At 66.2% G+C, this 22287-nt stretch carries 24 protein-coding genes and 1 tRNA gene; 10 read left to right on the top strand and 15 right to left on the bottom strand.

Going from position 1 to position 22287, the window contains the following annotated elements:
• Nucleotides 1-118: 118 nt before the first annotated feature.
• From EB75_RS14455 to EB75_RS14430, 5 genes are all read right to left on the bottom strand, one after another.
• Nucleotides 119-1018: an alpha/beta fold hydrolase gene (locus EB75_RS14455; protein WP_073696077.1), complete on the bottom strand. Its 900-nt coding sequence runs from the start codon at nucleotides 1016-1018 to the stop codon at nucleotides 119-121.
• Between the two features lie 5 nt (nucleotides 1019-1023).
• Nucleotides 1024-2049, bottom strand: coding sequence for an alcohol dehydrogenase catalytic domain-containing protein (locus EB75_RS14450; protein WP_073696068.1), 1026 nt, complete (start codon nucleotides 2047-2049; stop codon nucleotides 1024-1026).
• A gap of 301 nt (nucleotides 2050-2350) precedes the next feature.
• Nucleotides 2351-4120 (bottom strand): hypothetical protein, encoded by a 1770-nt coding sequence (locus tag EB75_RS14440; protein ID WP_073696067.1) that lies wholly within the window; start codon nucleotides 4118-4120, stop codon nucleotides 2351-2353.
• A gap of 168 nt (nucleotides 4121-4288) precedes the next feature.
• Nucleotides 4289-5800 carry an alpha/beta hydrolase gene (locus tag EB75_RS14435; protein ID WP_073696066.1) on the bottom strand — a complete coding sequence of 504 codons (1512 nt, stop codon included), beginning with the start codon at nucleotides 5798-5800 and terminating at the stop codon, nucleotides 4289-4291.
• Between the two features lie 65 nt (nucleotides 5801-5865).
• Nucleotides 5866-6120: a hypothetical protein gene (locus tag EB75_RS14430; RefSeq protein WP_073696065.1), complete on the bottom strand. Its 255-nt coding sequence runs from the start codon at nucleotides 6118-6120 to the stop codon at nucleotides 5866-5868.
• Nucleotides 6121-6617: 497 nt separating this feature from the next.
• Between EB75_RS14430 and EB75_RS14425 the strand changes: the two genes are divergently transcribed.
• Nucleotides 6618-7034, top strand: coding sequence for a transglycosylase family protein (locus tag EB75_RS14425; RefSeq protein WP_073696076.1), 417 nt, complete (start codon nucleotides 6618-6620; stop codon nucleotides 7032-7034).
• Nucleotides 7035-7046: 12 nt separating this feature from the next.
• Here EB75_RS14425 and EB75_RS29295 read toward each other — a convergent pair whose 3' ends face one another.
• The 5 genes from EB75_RS29295 to EB75_RS14405 all read right to left on the bottom strand — a co-directional run bounded on the left by EB75_RS29295 (nucleotide 7047) and on the right by EB75_RS14405 (nucleotide 10618).
• Nucleotides 7047-7187: a hypothetical protein gene (locus EB75_RS29295; RefSeq protein WP_168176042.1), complete on the bottom strand. Its 141-nt coding sequence runs from the start codon at nucleotides 7185-7187 to the stop codon at nucleotides 7047-7049.
• Nucleotides 7188-7367: 180 nt separating this feature from the next.
• On the bottom strand, nucleotides 7368-8354 hold the full coding sequence (locus EB75_RS14420) for a TIGR03557 family F420-dependent LLM class oxidoreductase (RefSeq protein WP_073696064.1): 987 nt from the start codon (nucleotides 8352-8354) through the stop codon (nucleotides 7368-7370).
• A 27-nt stretch (nucleotides 8355-8381) separates the two neighbouring features.
• Nucleotides 8382-8621, bottom strand: coding sequence for a microaggregate-binding protein 1 (gene mbp1 / locus EB75_RS14415; RefSeq protein WP_073696063.1), 240 nt, complete (start codon nucleotides 8619-8621; stop codon nucleotides 8382-8384).
• A gap of 117 nt (nucleotides 8622-8738) precedes the next feature.
• Nucleotides 8739-10058: a Dyp-type peroxidase gene (locus EB75_RS14410; RefSeq protein WP_073696062.1), complete on the bottom strand. Its 1320-nt coding sequence runs from the start codon at nucleotides 10056-10058 to the stop codon at nucleotides 8739-8741.
• Nucleotides 10058-10618, bottom strand: a complete 561-nt coding sequence (locus EB75_RS14405) for a hypothetical protein (protein ID WP_073696061.1) — start codon at nucleotides 10616-10618, stop codon at nucleotides 10058-10060. Before EB75_RS14405 ends, EB75_RS14410 begins: the two co-directional genes overlap by 1 nt.
• Before the next feature lie 241 nt (nucleotides 10619-10859).
• Between EB75_RS14405 and EB75_RS14400 the strand changes: the two genes are divergently transcribed.
• The 4 genes from EB75_RS14400 to EB75_RS14385 all read left to right on the top strand — a co-directional run bounded on the left by EB75_RS14400 (nucleotide 10860) and on the right by EB75_RS14385 (nucleotide 12726).
• The gene (locus EB75_RS14400; RefSeq protein WP_073696060.1) at nucleotides 10860-11159 is read left to right on the top strand and encodes a hypothetical protein; all 300 of its coding nucleotides are present in this window, start codon (nucleotides 10860-10862) and stop codon (nucleotides 11157-11159) included.
• Between the two features lie 38 nt (nucleotides 11160-11197).
• The gene (locus EB75_RS14395; RefSeq protein ID WP_073696059.1) at nucleotides 11198-11542 is read left to right on the top strand and encodes a heme-binding protein; all 345 of its coding nucleotides are present in this window, start codon (nucleotides 11198-11200) and stop codon (nucleotides 11540-11542) included.
• A gap of 27 nt (nucleotides 11543-11569) precedes the next feature.
• Nucleotides 11570-12190: a lipase chaperone gene (locus EB75_RS14390; protein ID WP_073696058.1), complete on the top strand. Its 621-nt coding sequence runs from the start codon at nucleotides 11570-11572 to the stop codon at nucleotides 12188-12190.
• 209 nt (nucleotides 12191-12399) lie between these two features.
• Complete coding sequence (locus tag EB75_RS14385; RefSeq protein ID WP_073696057.1) at nucleotides 12400-12726, top strand: CD225/dispanin family protein; 327 nt, start codon at nucleotides 12400-12402, stop codon at nucleotides 12724-12726.
• A 102-nt stretch (nucleotides 12727-12828) separates the two neighbouring features.
• Here EB75_RS14385 and EB75_RS14380 read toward each other — a convergent pair whose 3' ends face one another.
• The 3 genes from EB75_RS14380 to EB75_RS14370 all read right to left on the bottom strand — a co-directional run bounded on the left by EB75_RS14380 (nucleotide 12829) and on the right by EB75_RS14370 (nucleotide 16265).
• Complete coding sequence (locus EB75_RS14380; RefSeq protein WP_073696056.1) at nucleotides 12829-13425, bottom strand: fascin domain-containing protein; 597 nt, start codon at nucleotides 13423-13425, stop codon at nucleotides 12829-12831.
• A 123-nt stretch (nucleotides 13426-13548) separates the two neighbouring features.
• Nucleotides 13549-15609 carry an FUSC family protein gene (locus EB75_RS14375; RefSeq protein WP_073696075.1) on the bottom strand — a complete coding sequence of 687 codons (2061 nt, stop codon included), beginning with the start codon at nucleotides 15607-15609 and terminating at the stop codon, nucleotides 13549-13551.
• A gap of 158 nt (nucleotides 15610-15767) precedes the next feature.
• A complete protein-coding gene (locus EB75_RS14370; protein WP_286150195.1) occupies nucleotides 15768-16265 on the bottom strand; it encodes a fascin domain-containing protein in 498 nt (165 codons plus the stop codon).
• Nucleotides 16266-16693: 428 nt separating this feature from the next.
• On the opposite strand from EB75_RS14370, the gene EB75_RS14365 reads away from it, so the two are divergent.
• Both EB75_RS14365 and EB75_RS14360 read left to right on the top strand, forming a co-directional pair.
• Nucleotides 16694-18181, top strand: a complete 1488-nt coding sequence (locus EB75_RS14365; RefSeq protein ID WP_073696054.1) for a sensor domain-containing diguanylate cyclase — start codon at nucleotides 16694-16696, stop codon at nucleotides 18179-18181.
• An 87-nt stretch (nucleotides 18182-18268) separates the two neighbouring features.
• Entirely contained in the window at nucleotides 18269-18706 is a 438-nt protein-coding gene (locus EB75_RS14360; RefSeq protein ID WP_073696053.1) for a hypothetical protein, read from the top strand.
• A 121-nt stretch (nucleotides 18707-18827) separates the two neighbouring features.
• On the opposite strand, the gene EB75_RS14355 is transcribed toward EB75_RS14360, so the two are convergent.
• Nucleotides 18828-18901: transfer RNA gene (locus tag EB75_RS14355), tRNA-Ile, on the bottom strand.
• A gap of 88 nt (nucleotides 18902-18989) precedes the next feature.
• Between EB75_RS14355 and EB75_RS29695 the strand changes: the two genes are divergently transcribed.
• The 3 genes from EB75_RS29695 to EB75_RS14345 are packed head-to-tail and all read left to right on the top strand — an operon-like array spanning nucleotide 18990 to nucleotide 21068.
• The gene (locus tag EB75_RS29695; RefSeq protein ID WP_217267700.1) at nucleotides 18990-19277 is read left to right on the top strand and encodes a hypothetical protein; all 288 of its coding nucleotides are present in this window, start codon (nucleotides 18990-18992) and stop codon (nucleotides 19275-19277) included.
• A 5-nt stretch (nucleotides 19278-19282) separates the two neighbouring features.
• On the top strand, nucleotides 19283-20230 hold the full coding sequence (locus EB75_RS14350; protein ID WP_217267699.1) for a phytanoyl-CoA dioxygenase family protein: 948 nt from the start codon (nucleotides 19283-19285) through the stop codon (nucleotides 20228-20230).
• A gap of 34 nt (nucleotides 20231-20264) precedes the next feature.
• On the top strand, nucleotides 20265-21068 hold the full coding sequence (locus EB75_RS14345; RefSeq protein WP_174557672.1) for an acyl-CoA thioesterase: 804 nt from the start codon (nucleotides 20265-20267) through the stop codon (nucleotides 21066-21068).
• A gap of 79 nt (nucleotides 21069-21147) precedes the next feature.
• Here the strand turns inward: EB75_RS14345 and EB75_RS14340 are convergent.
• Nucleotides 21148-22287, bottom strand: a 1140-nt coding sequence (locus EB75_RS14340; RefSeq protein ID WP_073696051.1) for an HNH endonuclease signature motif containing protein, incomplete at its 5' end; no start/stop codon positions are given.

Raw genomic sequence — 22287 nt, 5'->3', positions numbered from 1 at the left:
GGCACCAGCTTGCGCTCATAATTACGCTCTGTCAATGACAATGTGTAATTAAATCAGGGCACAGGTGGTCGCGGCCCGCCATCGAAGCAGACCGGCTGGTGGAAGTCGGCTTGGGAAGCTAACCGCGCCCGGCGTAGGCGAGAATCGCCGCGGCCACCGCATCCGGCCGGTCGACCTGAAGGAAATGCCCTGCGCCGTCGATGGTTTGGACCACCGAGCCCGCCGGCAACGCCTGGAGCAGTTGCTCGGTATAGCCGACCTGCATCGCGCCATCGTCCGTACCGTGCAGGTACAGGATCGGGGCGCACGGCAGTTCCCGCAGGTACCGCTCGAACTCGGCATAGGGCGCGCCGACGCCACCCGGACGAACCAGCGCCCGGTAGTAGCCGACGGCAGCGGCACGGTGCGCAGCGGTGGGGAGCGCGGCGAGTGTCGTCGCGACGTCTTCGGCCACGTCGGTACCGGCCGGCGACCAGTCCCGCCACAGCCGCGGGATGACCCGGTGCAGGGTGCGTTCCGGCAGGCCGGGGAGCTGAAAGTACATGATGTACCAACTCATTCGGAGCTGGATCAGCCCCATCCGGGCCGTGCGGGCCGGGCTGAACTTGGCCTGGCTCATCGCCGCCAGCGGCGGGACGGACATCGACACTACCGCATCGAAGGGCGAATTCGGGTACGCGGCAACGGCATTGGCGGCGAAGGCACCCCAGTCGTGACCGACCAGCACGGCGTCGGGCCCGCCGCCCAGGGCGTCGTATAAGTCCAGCGCGTCTGACACCAGCGCGCCGACGTGATAATTGCCATCGGCTGGCACCCCGCTGGGTGCGTAGCCGCGCATGAACGGCGCGACCACGCGGTAGCCCGCCTCCGCCAGCAATGGCGCGACCCGGCGCCAGCCGTGCGCACTGTCCGGAAAACCGTGCAGGCACAACATCAATCGTCCGTCGGCCGGTCCCCATGCCCGCGCCTGCATCCGCAGGCGCGGCAGCCTGAGGTCCAGGAGCTCCTGATTGGCCATCATCGCTATGGGGTCAGCGTGACCTTGATGCAGTCGGCGGTGCGCGCCGCGACCGCGGCGTAGGCCTTCGGCGCGTCATCCAGCGACATCGAGTGGGTGAAGATGCCGTCGACGTCGAGGCGGCCCGACTGCAGCAGCGGGATCAACGCCGGCCAGGTCTGCTGCACCGGCGCGGTGGTCATGCGCAGGGTGATGCTGCGGATGAGCGACAGCGTCGCGGGGAACGGGAACGGGTTGAGGTCGTGCACGCCGACCACCGACACCGTGCCGCCCGCGCGCGCGGTGGTGAGCGCCGCGTTCATGGTGGTGTCGTTGCCGACGGCGTCGATCACCGACGCCGCTCCCCTGCCGCCCGTCGCCTCGTAGACGGCGCCGATCTGATCCGGGGAGATCGCGGTGGCGCCGCTGCGGGCCGCCATCTCGCGGCGTCCCTCGACCGGGTCGACGGCGAACACCTGGCCCGCGCCCTGCGCGATGGCGCAGCGCACCGCGCACAGGCCGACGGCACCCAGACCGAAGACGACGACGGTGCCGCCGGGCGGAATGTCGGCGCGCTGCGCCGCGGCCCAGCCGGTCGCGAGGTTGTCGGTCAGCAGCAGGGCGGCTTCGGTGCTGAGATCGGTTGGCATCCGGCGCAATTGGAAGTCCGCCGACGGCACGGCGAGCAGTTCGGCCTGCGCGCCGCCGAGCACCCCGGAGCCGAAAATCTGCGGGCCCGACACACACGTGATCGGGTCCTTGGTGTCGCAGCCGACGCAGTGGCCGCAGCCCGCCACCGACGAAATCAGTACCGGGTCACCGACTTTGACGGTGCGGACGTCAGGGCCCACCTCGACCACGGTGCCGATGGCCTCGTGACCGAGCGCCAGCGGCGTGGCCAGCGGATAGTCGCCCTCATAGAAGTGCAGGTCGGATCCGCAGATGGCGGCCGTGGTGATCTGGACGATGGCGCCGTCGGGCCCGGGCAGCACGGGGTCCGGCACGGTGTCGACGTAGACATTGCCGGGGGCGTCGATCAATACGGTTCTCAACTGTCCACCTCTGCTGATCCGGTGTTCCGTAACGGTGTTACAGGGTCACCTTACGGAGTCCTGATGCGGCGGTGGCGAGAACCCTCGGGAAGCACCCGCCGCGCCTACCATCGAGGCATGACGGCGAGCACTCAGCGGCTGAGTGCGGCAGTGTGGGACCTCGCGGTTCCAGCCACCATCGACCTGCGGTGCCACGTGGGACGTGGCACCGCCTCGAGTTGACCCGACCCAGCGACATCATGTCGATCACGTTCCCCCGCGGCAGCCGCCTGGAACAGCGCGGCTGACCGCGGGGTGAACGTCAGACCACCTCGCGGCGACGGCGCCCGATGTAGACGCTCAGGCCGATGGCACCCAGGCTCAGCACGCCGCACGTCACCGCGGCGATGGTCAGCGCCTTGTTCGGGTTCTCCAGCCCCTTCTGGTCATTGACCAGTTGCAGGTGGTAGTCACCGGGCAGCGGTGCCTCGCGCGGCTCGTCGAGACCCGGGAACTGCTGGGTCCGGTGCACCTCGAATTGCCGTTCGCCGCTGGGGCTCTGGGTCCACTGACCCCAGGCCGGCGTGACGCCGTCAAGCAGCACGCGGCGTTCGCCGTACTGCTGGTCGTCACCGGCATCGACGATGCGCTGCACCCGGAACGGCTGGTAGACCGCATCCGAATAACGCACCTGCACAGGCACATTCGCGTAGGTCAGCACCGGCGGAGGCGGCGGGGGCAGCGGCACGCCGACGCCCGGGTAGTAGCCGCCACCGAAGAAGCTGCCCACTGCGACGTTGACCGCCGTGTTGACTGCGTTCACCACGACGGCGGTGAAGCTGTACGCGGCGAGGTCGGCGACCTCCATGACGATGCGCTGCAGCGGCGGGATGTACACGATGCGCGGCGCGTTCCGGTAGACGTACACCACCCGCACGGGATCGCGGTACGGGTTGAACAGCACCGGACGGTAGTAGTCGTCGTACTGCACCCAGTCCGGCTGCCACACCCGGACCCGGTTGTCCCAGTCGCGGCCCGGCCGGTTGTCGTGACGGTCCCAGTCGGGCCGGTTGGCACGCAGGTCCACGTCCGCACGGCTGTCGAACTTGAAGTTGGCGACGTTGACGACCTTGGCAAGGTCGGCCATGTCCTGCACCGGCGCGGGCGCCGGCAGCTTCACGTCGACGGCTGCGGCCGCCTTGGCGGTGGCAATGTCGGAGACCGGGGCGGTCAGCGTCTCGGGCTTGAGCAGCTCGATGGGCCGCGCCTCCCGTGCCGCGCTCGACGGCGATGCCGACTTCGACGAACCAGCGGCCACCGTCGCCGACGCCGTAGCGGTCGCATCGACCCGGCCGGGGCCGGCCTCGACGGCCAGCCGGTCACCGAACTGGCCCTCCAGACCCGCGAGCGGCTTGCCTTCTGCCACAGTGCGATCGGTGGGAGTGGTCGACTTGTCCGGCTCGACGGCACCGGCCGGCGACGGACGCTCCGCGAGCGCCGTCGTCGGACCCTGTGTCGCGGACGTCACCGAAGGCGCCGGCGGGGCCGGCTCGGCGACGACGGTCGACGGCCGCGCCGGCGTGGTCGGTTCAACCGGAGCTTCCTGCGCCTTGGTGACCTTGGTGGTCGGCGCGGGGGCCTCGGTGTGCGACGGCGGAGCCGCGACGACGGGCGTCTCGACCGGCGGCGTCGTGGTCGGTGCCTGCGGCGCCTTCTCGGGCGCCTTCGGCTCCGGGGCCTTGGGTTCCGGCGCCTTGATCTCCGGTGCCTTGGGCTCCGGGGCGGCAGTTACCACCGGGGCGGCCGGCGGCTGGGGCTGGGGCTGGACGACCGGAACGTCGGCGGGAGCCTGCCGGCTCGGCGCCTCGGCCTCCGCCGTCTGCTCCCTCTGCTTACGTCCCCGCTGGCCACCATCCTGCCCGTAGCCGCCATCGGACCCCGAGCCGTCCTGCGCCGAGGAAGAATCCTGCCGCGGCGGCTTCGGCACCAACGTCGTGGTGCCCGGACTGTCGGAATCACTGCTCGGTTTGGCAGACACCGGTGCCGCGCCCACGGTGAACGCGGTCAACGTCGTCGCCAGTCCGGCGGCCACGGCTCCTACGAACCGCCCCTGACGGCGGGCCTGCTGATTGAATCTTTTATCGGAATTATCGGTTTGAGTACCCATCGCGCATCGACTCCCTGCTGTGTCGCAACGATCTCAACGAGTCCATCTACTTAGACGGGCTCGGCGTTACATCCAGCAGCGATCTCCCTGGATCTATTTCCCTGGATGCGGTCCGGCCGCGACCGACGCGGCGGGCCCGGCGGGCCCAGCGGTCGATGCCGGGGCGACCGTTCCCGCAGGGAAGCCGGTCACCGGGACACCCGGGGTGCCGACCCGGCCGGCCAGCCACGGCAGGCCGGCCTGGAAGGCCGTCACCGCAAAAGGCCAGTCGTGCTTGCCGGGCTGCGCGACGACGGCGCAGTCGATCCCCACCTGCCGGCCCGCTGCGCACAGCGCCTTCCCGGCCTCGGTCTGGTCACCGGGGTTTCCGGCACCGTCACGGCCGCCGAGACCGACGGCATCGGGATGGGATTTCATCCCTTTCCACTGGGTCGGGGCATCCGACGAGATCGCAAACCAGCCCGAAACACCTTGGTAAGGACCGTGTTTGGCCATTACCGTGCGGGGATCGAAAGCTGCCCACTGGGCTTCACTGCCGCCGTACAGCCGCGCGATGGTCTGCTCCCTGGTGCCCGCGTTGGGCCCCATGTCACCCGCGATGTCGACGAACGTGCCGAACTGCTCGGGATGCATGACCGCGAGGTCCACCGCGCACGTACCGCCCATGGACCAGCCGACCACTCCCCAGTTGGCCGGTTTGGCGCTGACGCCGAACTTCGATATCAGGTACGGCGGGACGTCTTTGGTGAGGTGGTCGGCGACGTTGCCGCGCGGACCGTTGACGCACTCGGTGTCGTTGTTGAAGGACCCGCCCGCGTCGACGAAGGCGAACACCGGTGCGTAGCCGCCGTGTGCGGCCGCGAAGTTGTCGAAGAGGCTGGCGACGTTGCCGATGCGCAGCCAGTCGGCGGGGGTGTTGAACTCACCGGCGACCATCATCACCGCGGGCAGCGGCGGCGCGTCGTGCGCGAACCACGCCGGCGGTAGGTAGACCTCCTCGGTGCGGTGTGTGAAGCCCGACGCGGTGTCCGGGATGTCCACCTCGACCACTGCACCATGCGACGGGAGGGTGCCCGAGGCCTTCATCGCGGTGACGCTGGACATCTCGGTCTCGTCGGTCAGCGGGCCGGCGGTGAGCGCGCCCCAGGCGGTCTGGACGGTCGGGAAGTATCCGACCCAGTCGTTGAGCGCGACGCCGGTGCTCAGCAGGCTCAGCGGCACCGCGACGATCGATACCGCGCGACGCCACCAGGCGGTTCCGCGCCACCCGAGCACCAGCACGCCGAGGGCCAGGCCCGACAGCCCGACCCAGACCCACAGCGCCGCGGGCGCGGGGTTTCCGGCGAGGCCTTGTGAGGTGGTGTACCAGTTCGCCCACGCGGCGGCCGTGATGCCGATGATCGCGCAGACCGGCAGCCACAGGTACCGCCACCGACGGCCCCGCCATCCGATGGCGAGGACTAGCACGATCGCGGCGATCACCTGGATGGTGACCGGCAGCCACCCATAGAGCAGCGAGAGTCCATGGTGATTGGGGGCGACAACAGGCGGGAACGGCGGGGCGATGGGGCCGCCCGGGGCGTCGGCAAGCAGCGTCGTCGTCACAGAGTTCGATGATGGCGACGGTAGCTGTGCGCCGGCTGTGCTGACCGCATGAGGCTCGTGAGCTTCTAGAAGCCGATACCCACCCCGAAATACAGCTCGGGCACGACGTCCGGGTACAGATCGCGCGGATTGGCACCACCGGCCACACCCGGGATGCCGACACAGACGTCTTCCTCTACGCCGTCGACGTGGCGGCTCTGGCAGGTGGCCGGCGGACCTGCGGCTGCGGTCGGCGCGGCCAGGAATCCGGCCCACGCGCATCCCACCAACAGCCCGGCGGTGATCCGCCGCGGCCGCGTCTCGATCGCTGCGTTCGTCATTGCGCGCCCGGCATTCGTCGACCGAATTTCGGCCCTATGAGGAGTCTGCGCGCAGACGGATCGCTGTGCCAGAGCCATTCCTGCGCACCGCCGGACGAGCGAATTCACTCCAGTCACACCAGTCACAGCTGCCACATAGGAAACTCTAATGATGATTAGTAACGCAGATCACTTCAATAACAATTACATCACCATGCACGATTGAATCACTAATAACAAATGAATCACAGGCCCCACGTGTGCCTATAACCACACGGTAAACATTAGCCCCGTAACGACTCACTGACCTGCAGCGACACGCCGGATAACACCAGTACGTCCAAGCTCATCAGTATCAGAAGTATGCAGAAACACTAAATTTACTCGAAGAATAACAATTACCCCATTAACTCAGTTTTTTATCAGGTTTAACGTCTGTACAGATAGCACCACACGTCAATTACGAACCATTTTGCGATCGGCATTGTGCCCGTTCGCACAACAGGATCGAGGTGGGTATGAGCGGACACCTATTTGTTCGTGCAGTCGCCATATCCGGCGTACTCGTGATCTCTCAACTGTCGTTGGCGATCTCCGAGGCCAACGCCGAACCCAACTGGGACGCCATCGCCCAGTGCGAATCGGGTGGAAACTGGTCGGCCAACACCGGCAACGGTTACTACGGCGGACTTCAGTTCAGCCCGGGCACCTGGGCCGCCAACGGCGGCATCGGCTCACCGGCCGCAGCCAGCCGCGGAGAACAGATCCGGGTGGCCCGAAATGTCATGAAGACACAGGGAATCGGCGCATGGCCGGTATGTGGCAGCGCAGCAGGACAGGCTCAGGCACCCAACGTGTGCCGCACGCTGGTGCAGTTCATCCCGCTGTCGAACCTGCCGTTCCTGTGCCGGACGCTGCTCAGCGTCTTCCGCTGACGAGCGGGAGTGCTACCTACTGAGCAGGGCGAGCTCCTGCTGGGTGACCAAGCGCTCCATCTCGGCGCGATAGGCCCGGTCGTCAGCCGCACGACGAGAGACGGCGGCGGAGACCCGGGCGACGATGCGTTCCACCTTGCGAGCTGTAGACATTGGACGCTCCCAACCACGAACTGAATGACCTGACTGCCCTCAAGTCACTCTGATCACACTGGTCTACAAGGGTCACATTTAGAACACGGCTGCGTCACATGTCATGCACGTTGGCGTGGCGCGCCGCAAGTCGTTGCCGTCGCGTGAGACCGTGCCCCACTTCCGGCGGCGGCACGGCGATCAGGCGGCGTCGGCCCGTAGTTCAGCCAACAATGTCGGGACCGCTTCGTCGAAGAAGTTGTCCTGGGAGTCGCCGCCGATCTGCACCAGCGCGATATCGGTGAATCCGGCCTCCCGGTAGGTGCGTACGGCCTGAACGACGGCGCCGATGTCGTCGCCACACGGAATCTGTTCGGCCACGTCCTCCGGCCGGACGAATCGGGTGGCGGCACCAAAAGCCTTGGAGTTGGGCAATTCCGCGTTGGTCGGCCAGCCACCGCCGAACCACCGGAACTGTTCGTGCGCACGCTTCACCGCCCGGTCGCGATCCCTGTCCCAGCAGATCGGCAACTGCGCCACCGCCCGGCCTGTGGTCTCCAGGCCCTGGACCCGGCGCTCATGGACCCACCGGTCGACGATCGGTTTGTCCGGGGAGACGTCGATCATGAAATCGGCGAAATCGGCCAACCGCTCGACCGACTTCTCTCCCGTCATGGAGATGCCGATCGGAATGGGATCGGCCGGCAGGTCCCACAGCCGGGCGGCGTCGACCTGGAAGAACTCGCCTCTGTGGTTGACCAGCTCGCCGTCGAGCAGCAGACGAATGACCTTCGCTGCCTCGCACAGCATGTCGAGCCGGCGCTCATACCCTGGCCAGCCCCGACCCACCACGTGTTCGTTGAGGTTCTCGCCGGTCCCCAAGCCGAGCAGGAAGCGCCCGTCGGCGAGAATCTGCGCTGTCGCGGCCTGTTGGGCAACGACGGCTGGGTGGTACCGCATGGTCGGACACGTGACGTACGAACACAATTCGACACGGCTGGTCGCGTGCGCGACGGCGCCCAGCACCAGCCAGGCGTTCGGCGCATGCCCCTGCGCCACCAGCCAGGGCGAATAGTGGTCGCTGCAGACCTCGAAGTCGAAACCGAGCTCTTCGGCCCGAACAGCATGTCTGACAAGCTCTTTCGGGCCGCATTGCTCGGTCATGAGGGTATAGCCGAACCGGGTCATGCGCTGATCTCTCCTGTGTAGCGCCAACTACTGATCCGACTGATTCGCGCGCTCCCGCGCTTCGGCGGCCTTCGCGGCGGCCCTGGCCGATTCCGCCTCGGCTTCCCTCTTCGCCGCGTCACGCTGCGCGTCGGCCTTGTCCTGCTGCGCCTGACCCTCGCGGAACAGGTCATCACGCCCGATCAGCGCACCGACCAATGTCTTTACCTTGCCCTTGATGCCTTCGACGACACCCTTGGCAGCTTCTTCCGGACCGCTCTTGCCCATGAGGCTCCTCTTTCCGGTCGTAGGTTCGAGGGCGGCCGTGCGATGCGGCCGCCACTGTCAGGGTTCCCCTACAGCCGGGTACGAAACCTGGACTGGACCTACCGGGTGGACGGCCCCTCAGGCCCCCAGCGATGCCAGGTACCGGATGCCACCGATGCCCGGCAGGAAGAAGTACGCGCCGCCCTTCATCGTGGTGAAGGCCGGAAGCCCCTTGTGCACCTTGCGAATCGGCCGTTTGGGCACGGTGAAGTCCAGGGTGCCGTCCTGCGTGCCACAGATCGGGTCGTGTTCGTTGCCGAGCTCGTGGAAGGCCTTGTCGTTGATCCAGACGTTCTGCGCAAACTCGAACTGACGCACCAGATCTGCGCAGATGATGAACGCCGCGATGCCGCGGTCCACGCCGTCGTCCGGTGCCCCCTCCGGTAGTGCCGGACCATACGTGGCACCGCGGCGGATCATCCGGCGACGATTCATGTAGTGCGCCGTGTCGCGGGGATTGAGCCGCCGGGCGTGCGCCCCCAGCGGGCACGCGTAACCGAACGGATCTTCTTCCTTGTAGTTGAAGTCGTTGTTGCGCATCGGATCGGCACCCAGCTCGGGGTCGTCCTTTGTCGGTGCCAACACGAGCGGAGCGCCACTGCGCCAGCGACCCATGAACTTCGCGGCAAGCAACTCTTCGCCCTCCGGGGTGTCGGCGTTCTCGCGCAGGTAATCCCGGAACACGCCGACGTGCTCTTCGAGTCTGCGGTACGCCATGTAACTGCCGTTGCGCGAAAGCACCTCGGGCTGCGGCAGATCCACCACCGGACCGTTCTCGTCGTCGTATCCGAGGATGAATTCCCCTGGCGCCAGCGGATCACCCGAGCCCGGCGTCGGCTCCTCCCCCGACCCCTTCATCACCGGTTGCGACAGGCGATCCCGGAAGCCGAAGTGATCATGGGCGTAGTTGAACGGCGGCGTGGCGTTGAGGTCCAGGTACGACAGGCTGCGCACGCCGTCGGTCCGAGCCAGCAGGTCGTCATGTGCCGCGATGGATTTCGCGTTCTGTTCGTCCGTGCGGGAGAACAGGATCGCGATGGCATGCAGGTCATCTCCGGCCAGGCCACCTACCCAGTGCTCCGGCGCGGCAGGTCCGACGTCCCCCAGAATGCCGGCGCGCGAGGCCATCCCCTCCCGGAACGCGTCGGGAAAAGTCGCCAACGACTCCTCCGGCACGCCCAGTGCGCGCAGGCCATTCCAGGTGAACGCCAACGTGACCCAACGATCCGACTCGTCCATCGTGGCCTTGGCGTCGGTCGCCGACTGGACCTTGTCCTGCAGTTCCGACAACCACGCCCGGCCACCTTCGGCGGTGTCGAACGTCAGGAACTCGTAACGACCCGTCAGTGCCGGGGTCCGGGTCAGCAGGATGTGCTGGATGTCATCGAACTCGAGCATTACTGCATTTGATCGAGCATCGTCGAGAACGCCGCCTTCAGCCGCAGCGCCTTCTTGATCTCATCCGAGGTCACGTAGGGGTATTCGCCGTACTCCAGGAAGCTCGGCTGCTGGTGGTCGCGGACGAACTTGATGAATGCCTCGGTGTTGGTCCGCCAATCCTCCGGGAACCCTTCGAGATTGGTGAACACCGTCGTGATGCCGGTCGCGCTGAACAGCGCCACCGCATCCTCGGTGTACTTGTCGAAATCGGTGTCGAAGATGCCCATGTACTGAAAATGCAGACCCGAGCCGATATCGAACAGGTTCCAGCGCAAGTAGTGCAGACGCAGGGGCGCCAGCGCTTCCGGGCTGGTCTTGATGGTTTCCTCGATGGTCTTGCCGTAAGCGCGGACCGCCTCCTCGCGGCCGTCTTTCACCTTCGCGATGATCGAGAAGCCGTAGCAGGCAGGGGTCTTCGGGAACACCGGCCCGTAACGGCCCCGAACCTCTTCGAAGTACCCCTCCTTCGGGAGCGCCATGGCGGCCGGCTTGGTCCAATCCTGGCTGTTCTCGCTCATATTGACCCCTTCGTCACGCATACTCGACAGGGACGGACGGTACCACCGCCGCCATGCCTCGCGCGGCGATTGCGGCTTGGTCGCTCAGCGAAGCGCACGAATGATTGACAAGGCCTGAACGCCGCAATAATCGCCCAACAGCTTCTTGACCGGCAACGCCGAATTATGCTCAGCCAACACCGGTTCCGTGCCCCGGCAACGTGCCGACGACCACGGACCGGCAGTCCAAAGGAAGAAGACCATGCGACTGAATCAGCGCTCCCTGAGTCTGGGTCTGGCGCTTACGTTCGTGCCCATCGGCCTCAGCGCCGCGGCCCCCGCGTCGGCCGACTGCACCGGCGCCGGGTACGCCACCGTGTGCGCACAGGGTGACGTTCGCGGCGGCGGGCCGACACCGCCCTCCGCAGGACCGGCCTACCCGTCCTACTGCGCCGACCCGTGGTACTGCGACGACGGCTGGGGTGTCGATGTGATCGTGCCCCTACCCCCGCGCCCGCCGATCCGTCCCGGCGGCGGTGGCGGTATCGGACCGCGTCGCTGACCACCTGTAAATCCCACAACCCCTAGGAGTTAACCGACATGAGAATCCGCAACATCATCGGTGCCGGCGTGGTCGCCGGTGCGACGTTCATCGGCACGGCCACCACCGCGCTGGCCGATCCGCCGAACTGCACCGCCGCCGACCTCGCCGGCGTCATGGCCGGGGTCAACGCCGGCACGTCGTCGTACCTGTTCACTCACCCGGAGGTGAACGATTTCTTCACCAGCCTCAAGGGCAAGTCGCGCGATGAGATGCGTTCGGAGATCACCAAGTACATGGATGCCAATCCGCAAGTGAAGGCCGAGATTCAGGGTGTGCGTCAGGCCGCGGTCGACTTCCGCGCGCGCTGCAACGCGCCGCTGCCCGACGGTCCGCTGAACTGACGGTTCGGGCCGGAGAGGAGTGACCCGATGAGGACACGCACGACGGTCGCCGTGGCGGCCAGTATCGCGCTGGCCGTCGCGACGGCCGGCTGCAGCAAGGACGCCGCGCCTCCTGCAGCATCGAAGTCGGCGTCGGCAACATCGTCGGCGTCGGCGAGTGCCAGCACGTCGGCGACCACCTCCGCTCCGGCCCAGCCCGTCGACTACACCGGTCTGCTGATCAAGGCGACCGACCTTGTCGCGCCAGAAGAATTCCTGGCGAGCCCACCGGTGCAGAACCCGGACGGCAAGCCCGGTATCGCAACGTCCTTCGGCAACGCGGACCGCAGCCACGTCGTCGGCGACACGATCCTGGTCCTGCCGGATCCCGCCGCCGCCACCGCCGCGCTCGAGGCCGCCAAGGCCACGCTCGGTACCACCGTCGTGGGCGGGACACCCGCGCCGATCGAGATAGGTACCGGCGGCATTTCGGCGTCGGGCAGCTCACCCGACAAGTCGAAATCGGTGACCGTCGTCCTGTTCACCGAAGGAAAAGCGTTCGTCACTCTGGAGTTCGACGGCCCTCCCGGAGCCGACCCGCCACCGGATTTCATCCTTGATGTCGGCCAGAAACAGGCCGCGGCGATCAAGAACGGGTTGAAAGGCTGACTGTCGTCCAATCCGTCCCGTAGGCGCAGCCACCTGCGCACCGCCCCTTTCTTGGGATCGGTAGCCGCCTCGGTGTTGTGTCCTTGCTCTGTAGAAGTCCCAATCGGATTCCAATCGATGCGCCGTAGCGTGCCGAGGCGGTCACCGTTGACCGTGTCCGCCCGATTGGGCTCCTACCGAGTAGTGACCAGAACCAGAGAAAGGCTGCAATGACTTACACACCGCCGCCAGGGAATTTTCCTCCGCCGCCGGCAGGCGGCCTCCCGCCCGCAGGCGGACCGCCCAACAACAACCTGGTGTTGGGCATCCTCGTCACCATCTTCTGCTGCCTGCCGTTCGGCATCGTGTCGATCATCAAGGCAACTCAGGTCTCGGGCCTGTGGGCCCAGGGCCAGTTCCAGGCCGCGCAGGCAGCCGCAGACGAGGCCAAGAAATGGGCGACGTGGGGCGCGATCGCCGGCGCGGTGGTGCTCGTGATCTACCTGGTCTTCACCTTCGTGATCGGCGCGGCGTCCTACGGGGCGTCCTTTACGTGAGGTGACTCGGCAGTGGCCGTCACACCCAGAAGTGGTGTGGCGGTCCACCGCCGAGGAGACGCACCGACAGCGTTGGGCGCCAACGGATTACCGGGCGTGCGCTCAGCCTGCGCAGTGGATGTGGAACTGCTCCCAGCCGTTGGCCGCCGTCGCATCGGAATGGATGGTGTCGGTGGTCCGACCACCACCACCCACAGCGGTGAGGAAGTGCCCGTCGATGGTGCCGATCGAATACACGGTCTGGCCGCCCGGAGCCGACGGAAGCTTCGTGATGGTGAATTTCTCCCAACCCCGCAACTGCGTGGCGTCGGAGTGGATGACGTCGGTGGTCCGTCCGCCACCGCCTACGGCGGTGAGATAGTGCCCATCAAAGGCACGGATACCGTAGTGCGTTCCGTCACCGGCGTCGACGAGCGAAAAGGTCTCCCAAGTGCCGACCCGGACAGCATCGGTGTGGATCACGTCGAACGATGGTTGGCCGAGTCCCGTCAACCCACCGCTGTTGACTGCCGTCACGTAGTGCCCATTGGTGGTCTTGAACGTGCAGTTGGTCTTCGTTGGGGTAGCCGCCGAGGCCACGCCGGACAGGCTCACCGCCACGGCGGCCATCGCTGAAACGCCGGCGACGGCAAGGAGTCGCCGGTGCTTACGGCCAGTCGTCGGTACCGGCGCGGGATTGGGATTGGGATTGACGATCATCAAGTGCTCCTTCGATGTGATCCGGGTCCTCGTTGGACCCGTGACACAGGTAGGAGCACCGCGCCCCGCAAGTGGGGACACTTTTTCACGAATCGATCTTTGCGGGCCTGCAGCCCGCCGGCGTCACACCCGGACGGTGACCTCGGTGAGCGCCCGATCGATGACATTGAGCGCGCGGATCGATGCCCGTGCCGGGCCGGGTCGCATCTCCGGCAGTCCGACGTCGAAAAGAGCCGCATCGCTGCGCTTTTCAGATGGTTTGACGTCATCGCCGGCGATCAACTTCCGGATCCCGGCCACCGCATGACGTGCCCGCGCCGCCGCCTGATGCAACGCGTCGTCCGCGCCGTCGGGAGCCGGGCCGTGTGAGGCCGTGACACCTGCACGGGCCAGAGCGTGAGCGGAGCGGTTGGCGACCTGCAGTCCCCGCATCAGGCGCCGGACCCCGTGTCGCAGTTCCGAAAGTGGGCCAATCTGAAGCGGTTTGCCGGCGGTGACGGCTTCCTTCAAGGCGTTGTCCAGCCGGCGCGTGTCAGCAACGAGGTCATCGGCATCGCCCGCTGTGAGCACCGCCGCGACAGCGGTCTCGATCAGCTCCTCCAAGCGGTCGAGATAGTCATTGACCTTCTCGGCGAACGTGGCCCGGGTCTTGGTGGAGAAGACGAAGTACGCGGACGCGATGCCCACCAGGCTGCCCACGACCGTTTCGGCGATCCGTACCTCCAGCACCTGCGGGCTGAAATTCCCCAGTAGCCCATACAGCATCGCCAACAGGACGGTGACGAAGAAGGTCAACCAGAAGTAGGCGACGGTCGCCAGATAGAACGCGAAGAACACGCAGACCACGAGGACGACGATCTGCAGCGCCGGATGCCGGCCGATCTCCGCGGCGAGCAGTACGCCCGCAAGCACGCCCACCACGGTGCCGACGATGCGATGGCCCGCACGCGAAAGAATCTCGCCGCGGGTCGAGACGCCGGTGAACACCAGAAAGGCTGTCAGCACCGCCCAATACCCGCGATCGGCTGCGATGAGATTGCCCAAAACCGTTGCCGCACTGGTTGCCACCGCGACCTGAATCGCGGCTTTGGTGTTGGGATTCAGGCCGGATGGTGCTTCCTGGTCGTCGCTGTCCGGCTCCGTAGCGGCGATGTCGTCATCGCTGATACCCCGCGCGTTGGTGGTGATGTGATGAATCGCCAAATGCGCTTGCATGGCCCGGTACGCGGTGACCGTCGCGACGCCCGCCGAGGTCGATAGGTCCGCCTTGTCGGCGGCGGCGGCCCCCATCCGGCGGGCCTGCCGCAGCTGGTCGTCGGTGGGGTTGTTGTCCAGGCAGATGCGCAGCGCAGCAACGGCATCGACGAGACCGTCGGGCCACGGCTCATCCTGATCCAGCCACCACACGAACGACGCCGCCTGCTCCAGCATGATCTGCGCTTCGAACACCCGCAGTGCCAGATCCTTGCTGGTGATGCTCAGCGATTTCGCGGCCTCATACCGATCCAGCCAGTCATCGATCAGGAGCGCCGTCTCACCGAGTTGGTCCAATTGGTGCCGCGCGACCTCGACGCTGACCTGACCACGTTTGGTGGCGACGTCCAGCGTCGAGAGCGAGGCAGCGCGCAATGCCGACAGCAGCCGCCGTGCCTCGACGCGTGGCCGTTCCGGAAACAGCAGCACATGCACAGCCAGGGAGGAGGCGAGTCCCACCGCGACAGCGACCGCCAGCACCGGAACGTGCTCCAGCGGTGTCCGCAGGAACATCACGAAGAAGTAGGAGATGAAAGCGACCATCCCCAGGGCGTTTCCGCGCGGGCCATACCGCCGCACCCAGACCGCGGCGAAGAGCACGGCGATGAAGCCGACGTCGGCGAGCTTCCCGTACGGCTCCAGGAATGCGGCCAGGGCCATGGCGCCGATCGCCGGGAAGAACAGCAGCACCGTGGTGATGTTGCGGCTGCGTTGGTCGCGGTCCTTGACCGCCGCGGAGGCCTGCATCGCGACCACCGCGCCCAGCATCGCGACCGTGACGGGCTGGCCGGTTGCGTGGGTGAACACCAGCATGGCGCCGATTGCCACGAGCAGCGAGGCGGTGGTCGCCGCCGCGCTGCGCAGCCGGATGCGGCCCGGATCCGCGGCGCCCCGGCCACTCGCCTGACGCACCGCCGCCAATAACTGCACGGCCCAATTCTGCGGCACCAAGCTGGGACGTGTCCTCCGCCTGCCCAGAACCAAGGATGACTGCTTTGCTCCGATCGGGAGGCCATAGGCAAGACCAGGATCAAGGCCTGGCCAGGCCTGTGGCCGCACCGACCTGCCGCTGATTTCGCGGCATGCGCTCAGCCTGCGCAGTGGATGTGGAACTGCTCCCAACCGTTGGCCACCGTCGCATCGGAATGGATGGTGTCGGTGGTCCTTCCGCCACCACCCACAGCGGTGAGGAAGTGCCCGTCGATGGTGCCGATCGAATACACGGTCTGGCCGCCCGGAGCCGACGGAAGCTTCGTGATGGTGAATTTCTCCCAACCCTGCAACTGCGTGGCGTCAGAGTGGATGACGTCGGTGGTCCGTCCGCCACCGCCCACGGCAGTGAGGTAATGCCCATCAAAGGCTCGGATGCCGTAATGGGTTCCGTCACCGGCGTCGACGAGCGAGAAGGTCTCCCAGGTGCCGACCCGCACGGCATCGGTGTGGATGACGTCGAACGATGGTTGGCCGAGTCCCGTCAACCCGCCGCTATTGACTGCCGTCACGTAGTGCCCGTTGGCGGTCTTGAAAGTGCAGTTGGTCTTCGTTGGTGTGGCCGCCGATGCCACACCGGCCAGGCTGACGGCCACGGCGGCCAATGCTGAAACGCCCGCGACGGCAAGTCGGCCCCTGTGCTTACGCGCGGAGGTCGGTTCCGCCGGCGACTGGGGGTTGCTAAAGGCGATCATGGATGTGCTCCTTTGGTGTGATTGGTGCCCTGACTGGGCGCCTGACACAGGTAGGAGCACCCACCCCCGCCAAGGGCGACACTTTTCTACGGATTGATCCGCGACCTTCCCAGTAGAGCGCAATCCGTGCCGACGAATCCCATGGGTGCCGACACCCGTCGCGCGCATCTCCGAGCAAAGCCGGGCATCGACAGCGCGTTGCTAGACGTGCACATTCGCGCAAATATTCGGCTTCATCGAGCCCGTCTATCATCACCACGATGTGGCGTACATGGGTGCAGACCGTGAGAGATTCGCGATGGGGTCCGCCGGCTGCGTCAATTTTGCTGATGATCGGCTACGTCGTGTTCGGCAGATTGGCTTTCGAGGTCTCCGTAGAGCACGACAACGTTACGAGCGTGATGTTCGTGCCCGAAGGCATTGCTCTCGCGTTTTGCATTCTCTTCGGCCGGCGGGTGACGTGGGGGGTGTTGCTCGGCCAATCGGTCTTGTCGATCTGGACCGGACCTTCGGTGCTGGGCGGAGCCTTGATCGGCACCATCAACAGCCTGGAGTGCATGCTCGGTGCCGCGCTTTTCGCACGGTGGCGCATCTCGCCTCGCTTCGACTCGCCACGTGACGTCGGTTTGTTCGCAGTCCTGGTCTTCTTGGTGCTGCAGCCGCTCAGCGCCACTGGTGGTGTCGCCGCAATGTGGTGGTTGGGAACAATCCCGTCCGGGTGGATGCCGGACAATTGGGATGCCCTGTTGGTCCATGGCGCACAGCGTCAGTTGACCGACGTGAGCCAGATCCCGGAAGCCTGGACGCACTGGTGGATCGGAAATTCGGTCGGGCAGTTGCTGGTCACGCCCTTGCTGTTGGCGTGGGCGGCAGCGGACACCGGTGCAGGACGACGACGGCGTGCAGACCGAACCGATCTCGTGGTCAGCACCGTGACGATCGCCGTCAGCGGCGTCCTGATGGCGATCCTTCCCATCGATCCGCTGCTGATCCTCGGCATGACCTATCCGCTGGTCATCTGGGTCGGACTGCGGCGAGGTCTGCGCGGCGTGACGAGCGCCAACGCGTTGATCGCGCCGGCGGTGTTCTGGGCGGCCACGACCGCGAACAACCTGTTGGCCAAGATCAGCCTGCCCGGGCGCCTCGCCACTGTCGGTCTCTTCGTCGCCACGACATGGTGCATTTTCTCGATGATGTTGTTCGCGCTGCTCGAACAGCGACGCCGGATGGCTGAGAAACTGGAAATGCTGGCCCGTCAGGACCCCTTGGTTCCCTTGGCGAATCGGCGCTACTTCGTCGAACAGCTGACGAAACTGCTCGCACCGGCTGCTGCCGACAGAACACCGCTTGCCGCAGTCGTGTTCGACGTCGACCACTTCAAGCAGGTCAACGATCAATACGGACACACCATCGGTGATCGGATACTGACGGCGATCGCCACGACCTGTCAGTCATTGATCCGTCATGATGACCTGGCTGCCCGCATCGGCGGCGAAGAATTCGCCGTGCTGCTGCGCGGAACCGACGCAGGTGATGCCGAGCGATTCGGTGAACAGTTGAGAATGGCCATCGCAGATCTGACGGTCGAGGGCATCCAGGTGACGGTCAGCGTGGGCGTCAGCGTTCTCCATGCCGACGACTCGCTCGATGACTTTCTCAATCGCGCCGATGCCGCGCTCTACTCCGCGAAACGGGCCGGCCGGAATCGTGTTGTGGTCGCCGAATTCTCGAATGTTCCCGGCGCCGCGCGCCCCACCCGTATCAACCCGTTCCTGCCGACCGTGGCACCTGTCACGAAACAACCGAAGCAGCCGTAACGCACCGGACGCGCTGCGCGCCGCATTCTTGCTTCGCAGCGTTGCCAACCGGCGTAGGTTACCGTCGTGGCCCGTCGCAAAGGTGGGATGACCAGCCGGTTGATCAGTGCTGCCATCGCATCGCGGCTAAGTCGCGATGAGGAAGCCGGCGGCATCACCCTGCCCAACGTGCGACTCTGGCTCGGTGGCGAACGCAGTCAACCACTGGGCGATTCGATAGTTCTTCAAGTCCGATCTGCCGGCCTGCCCTGCGACGTGATCGCCACCGGCGAGATCACCGTGCCACGCCGCGTGCGCAAGCCCCGGACATTGCATCTGCGACCCGCCATGCTGAACCTGCCGCCGGTGCGCAAAGCCACACTCGCCGTGGAGATTCCGCCCGTCGCCCAACGCAAGGCCGCTCGCGCGCTGAAGCGAGGCGAGCAAGTCATCGCCGAGATCGACGTCGAAGCGACTGACAGCCGGGGTAGTTCGGCTCGGGTCAGGCGGCGGGTGTCGCTGAGTCCGCCACGGCAGGGACTTTGAGTAGGGCGGGGCTGGGTGTCAAGGATCAGCGGAAGCAGGTGTAAAGCATCAGCCGAAACACTGTCAGGCATCACCCGACAGAGAAATGTCAGCCATCAGCCGACGTAATACACCGCTGAAGTAGGGCGGGCGGGGCTCGAACCCGCGACCAAGGGATTATGAGTCCCCGGCTCTAACCAACTGAGCTACCGCCCCATCGCGAAGATCGCGGCCACCATGTTCGCACGTCGCCGCGGGACGACGCTCCACGGGCTGATAATCGACGTCGAGTGGAAGGGACCGCATGGCTACCGACGAAGCAGGTACCGGGCTGCCGTGGGTCGATGCCATCGCGGCGTCGTTTCCGCAGCACTCGTTCGACGAGTTCCACACCCGCGAACTCCCGGCTCTCAGCGCCCGCCACGGCGCGATCGTCGTCGACGACCTGGCCGGAGTACCGCCGCTCGCCTTCCAGCTCCCCGACGGCACGACCTACACCTGGCGTGCGACGCCCACGGGCGTGGAGGCCACCAACGGTGATACCGGCGCGCCCCCGTCGAGCTTGACGCGACCACGTTCTCGGCATTCCTGAACCGCTTGCTGTCGGCGTCGGGCGCCGTTCGTACCGAGCGCGCGCGGCTGGCACGCGGCACGCTGCAGGACTGGCAGCGCTGGGAGCCCGCCATTCAAACGCTGCTGAGCGGCGCCCCGATCTACACCGCCGCGGTGCGGGACACGCTCGTCGACCGGGATGGACGGCCGCTCGATCTGCACCAGATCTTCACCGCCGACGACGACATCGAAGACCTGCGCCACTTCTTCAACGTCGCCGGCTACCTGCACATCCGCGGCGTCTACAGCCGCGCCGAGGTCGCTGCGTGGGGCGCGGAAGTCGAGAAGGTCCGGGCCATGACCACACCCGGCGACCCGTTCTCGTGGTGGTCGCTGAACTCCAGCGGAACCGAAATCGTCACGCGCATCAACTATCTGGGTCGCTACTCCGACGTCCTGCAGACGCTGTGCACAGAGCCACGCACCACGGCGTACGCCAGATTGGCCGGCCCCGACCTCCGCGTCTGCGACGACAGACTCGACGGCCCAATGGTTTTCATCAAGAACTCCGATGTCGTCAAGGGTGACGGCGACCTGGGCTGGCACGTCGACGACGGCATCGGCGGCCACCCCGTCATGTGCCCGCTCATTCAGGCGGGCATCCAGCTCGACTACGCCAACGCGGCCAATGGCCAATTGATGGTGCTGGCCGGCTCGCACCGCTACACCAAGCACTGGGTCCAGTGGGGGCAGGAAGGCGACCTTCCGGTCGTCAAGATCGACACCGAACCCGGCGATCTCACACTGCATTACGGCGACATCATGCACAGCACTCCCCCGCCGACCGCACCGGATGCCGGCCGCCGAGTCCTGTACTACAAGTTCGCCAAAGCGAAGACCTTCGAGTGGATCCCGGCGGGATGCCACTACAACGACGCACTCTTCCGCGCTGACTCCGCAGGCAAGGTGTCCAGTCGCGCCGCAACACATTGAGGGCGCCAAACCAGCACCAGGCATCATGTTGAACGTGACCGGCTCTCATTCGTTCGACAAAGCCCTGGACCTGCAGCCCGTCGATGACACGCGCATGCGTGGCAGGACTCAGCCGGACTGGGCGAACATGGTCGGCCCATTCGGTGGGGTCACGGCCGCGGTCCTGCTGCGTGCGGTCGAGCTGCGGCCCGACCGCATCGGTGAACCGCTAGCACTCACCGTCAACTACGCCGCGCCGATCGACGACGGCGAGTTCGACATCACCCTCAAGGCCGCCCGAACGAACCGCACCAATCAGCACTGGATCGCCGAACTCAGCCAGGACGGCGATATCAAGACCACGGCCACTATGGTTTTCGGGATCCGCCGCGACACGTGGTCGGACGACGAGTCGCGCATGCCGACCGTGCCCGGGCCCGAAGGTCTCGAAATCAGCGGCCCGCCGCTGCCATGGGTCAGCCAATACGACATGCGATTCGTCGAAAACCCTTTTCCGGCAGAGGATGCCGAGCCCAGTCAGTCGTCCCGCACGACTCTGTGGGTGCGGGACGCGAACGAGCGCGGCCTCGACTTCGCCGCCCTGGCTGCGATGTCCGACATCTTCTATCCCCGAGTTTTCCTGCGGCGCGGCGGATTCTTCCCGGCCGGCACGATCTCACTAACGACGTACATCCATGCCAACGGGCAGGAGCTCGAAGCCATCGGCGGTGACTACGTGTTGGGCAGTGCGCACGCAAATCGCTTCTCGGACGGGTACTTCGACCAGAGTGCACACGTGTGGTCTCGCGACGGCGCACTACTCACCAGCACTCATCAGATCGTGTACTTCAAGGGCTGAAGCCTTCGCCAACGGGTGACTCGTAGCGGCGCACGTGGCACTGCCGTCGCGGCTTTGGGTGCCGCGGCGGGGTGCCGGGTTAGCTTGCGGGACTGTCGCTTTCGCCGTCGTCATCGCTACCTTCCTCGGGTGGGTAGAGCGTGGGGTGCCAGTACTGGTTGGTTCGGGGTTGGCCGGTGTCGAGCAGTGGTGGTGGGGTCCAGTGGGCGCGGCCGTTTTTCATGCTGGTGGTCCAGCCGGTGATGTCTTCGAGACGGTTGTCGCAGCCGCAGGCCAGGGCCATGGTGGTGATGTTGGTCTGTCCGCCGCGGGTCCATCCGGGGATGTGGTGGGCCTGGCAGCCCGCGGCCGGGACAGTGCAGTCGGGGCGGGTGCAGCCCAGGTCCCGGGCGAACAGCACGAAGCGTTGCGCGACGGTGGCGGTGCGCCGTGCTCGGCCCATGTACAGCGGTTGTTCGGTGTGATCGTCGAAGACGACGAGGTAATGGTCGGCACCGTGCCCGGCCATGCGGATCAGGTCCCGGATCGGCAGCGTTGTCCCGGTATGGGTGAGCGCCGTCCCGGCCCCACGTTGGAGGTCGGCCACCGTACAGGTGGCCACCACCTTGACGGGGAAGCCGTTGTGTTCCCCCAGATCACCCGAGAGCAGCAGCAGACCCAGGGTTTCCCAGGCATCATGCTGACGCTGGGCCAGGGTGCGGGTGTCCGCGTCGATCTGCTCCTGCGTCGGCGTCCCGGACGTGCACGGCACCGGGTCGGCGGGGTTGCACATGCCGGGCGCGGCGTATTTGACCATCAACGCTTCGTAGACGGCGCGGGCGGTCGGGGTCAGGACACCGCGCAGCTCGCTGCTGCCGTCGGGTCGCTGTTTGGACAACACCAGCGCCCGGTCGCGATCACAGTCCGGTTCCCGGTCCTCGGGTTCGGGACCATCCTGATCCAACTCGTAGAGCTTGCGCCGGACCACCGATCGCAGCGATTCAGGCGTGAGATTGCGGGCCGCGGCCACCAGCGCCTGCTCGGCGCCGTCGAGGCTGGCCAGGTCGGCCCAGGTGGGCAGTTTCGCGAAAAACGATTCGATGACATCAACATGATCACCATTGATCGCGCCTTCGGCGACGGCGGCGGCGACATGCGGGCGCAGCGGCGGCAGTAGTTCCCCGGTCAGGGACATGCGGGGCCCCAGCAGTTCGGCGTGCCGGACCCGGCGGCGGGCCTC

Source organism: Mycobacterium sp. ST-F2, assembly GCF_001905655.1.
GTDB lineage: Bacteria > Actinomycetota > Actinomycetes > Mycobacteriales > Mycobacteriaceae > Mycobacterium.
The sequence above is the reverse complement of the archived record's forward strand: the minus strand, read 5'-3'. Positions and strand labels throughout refer to the sequence as shown.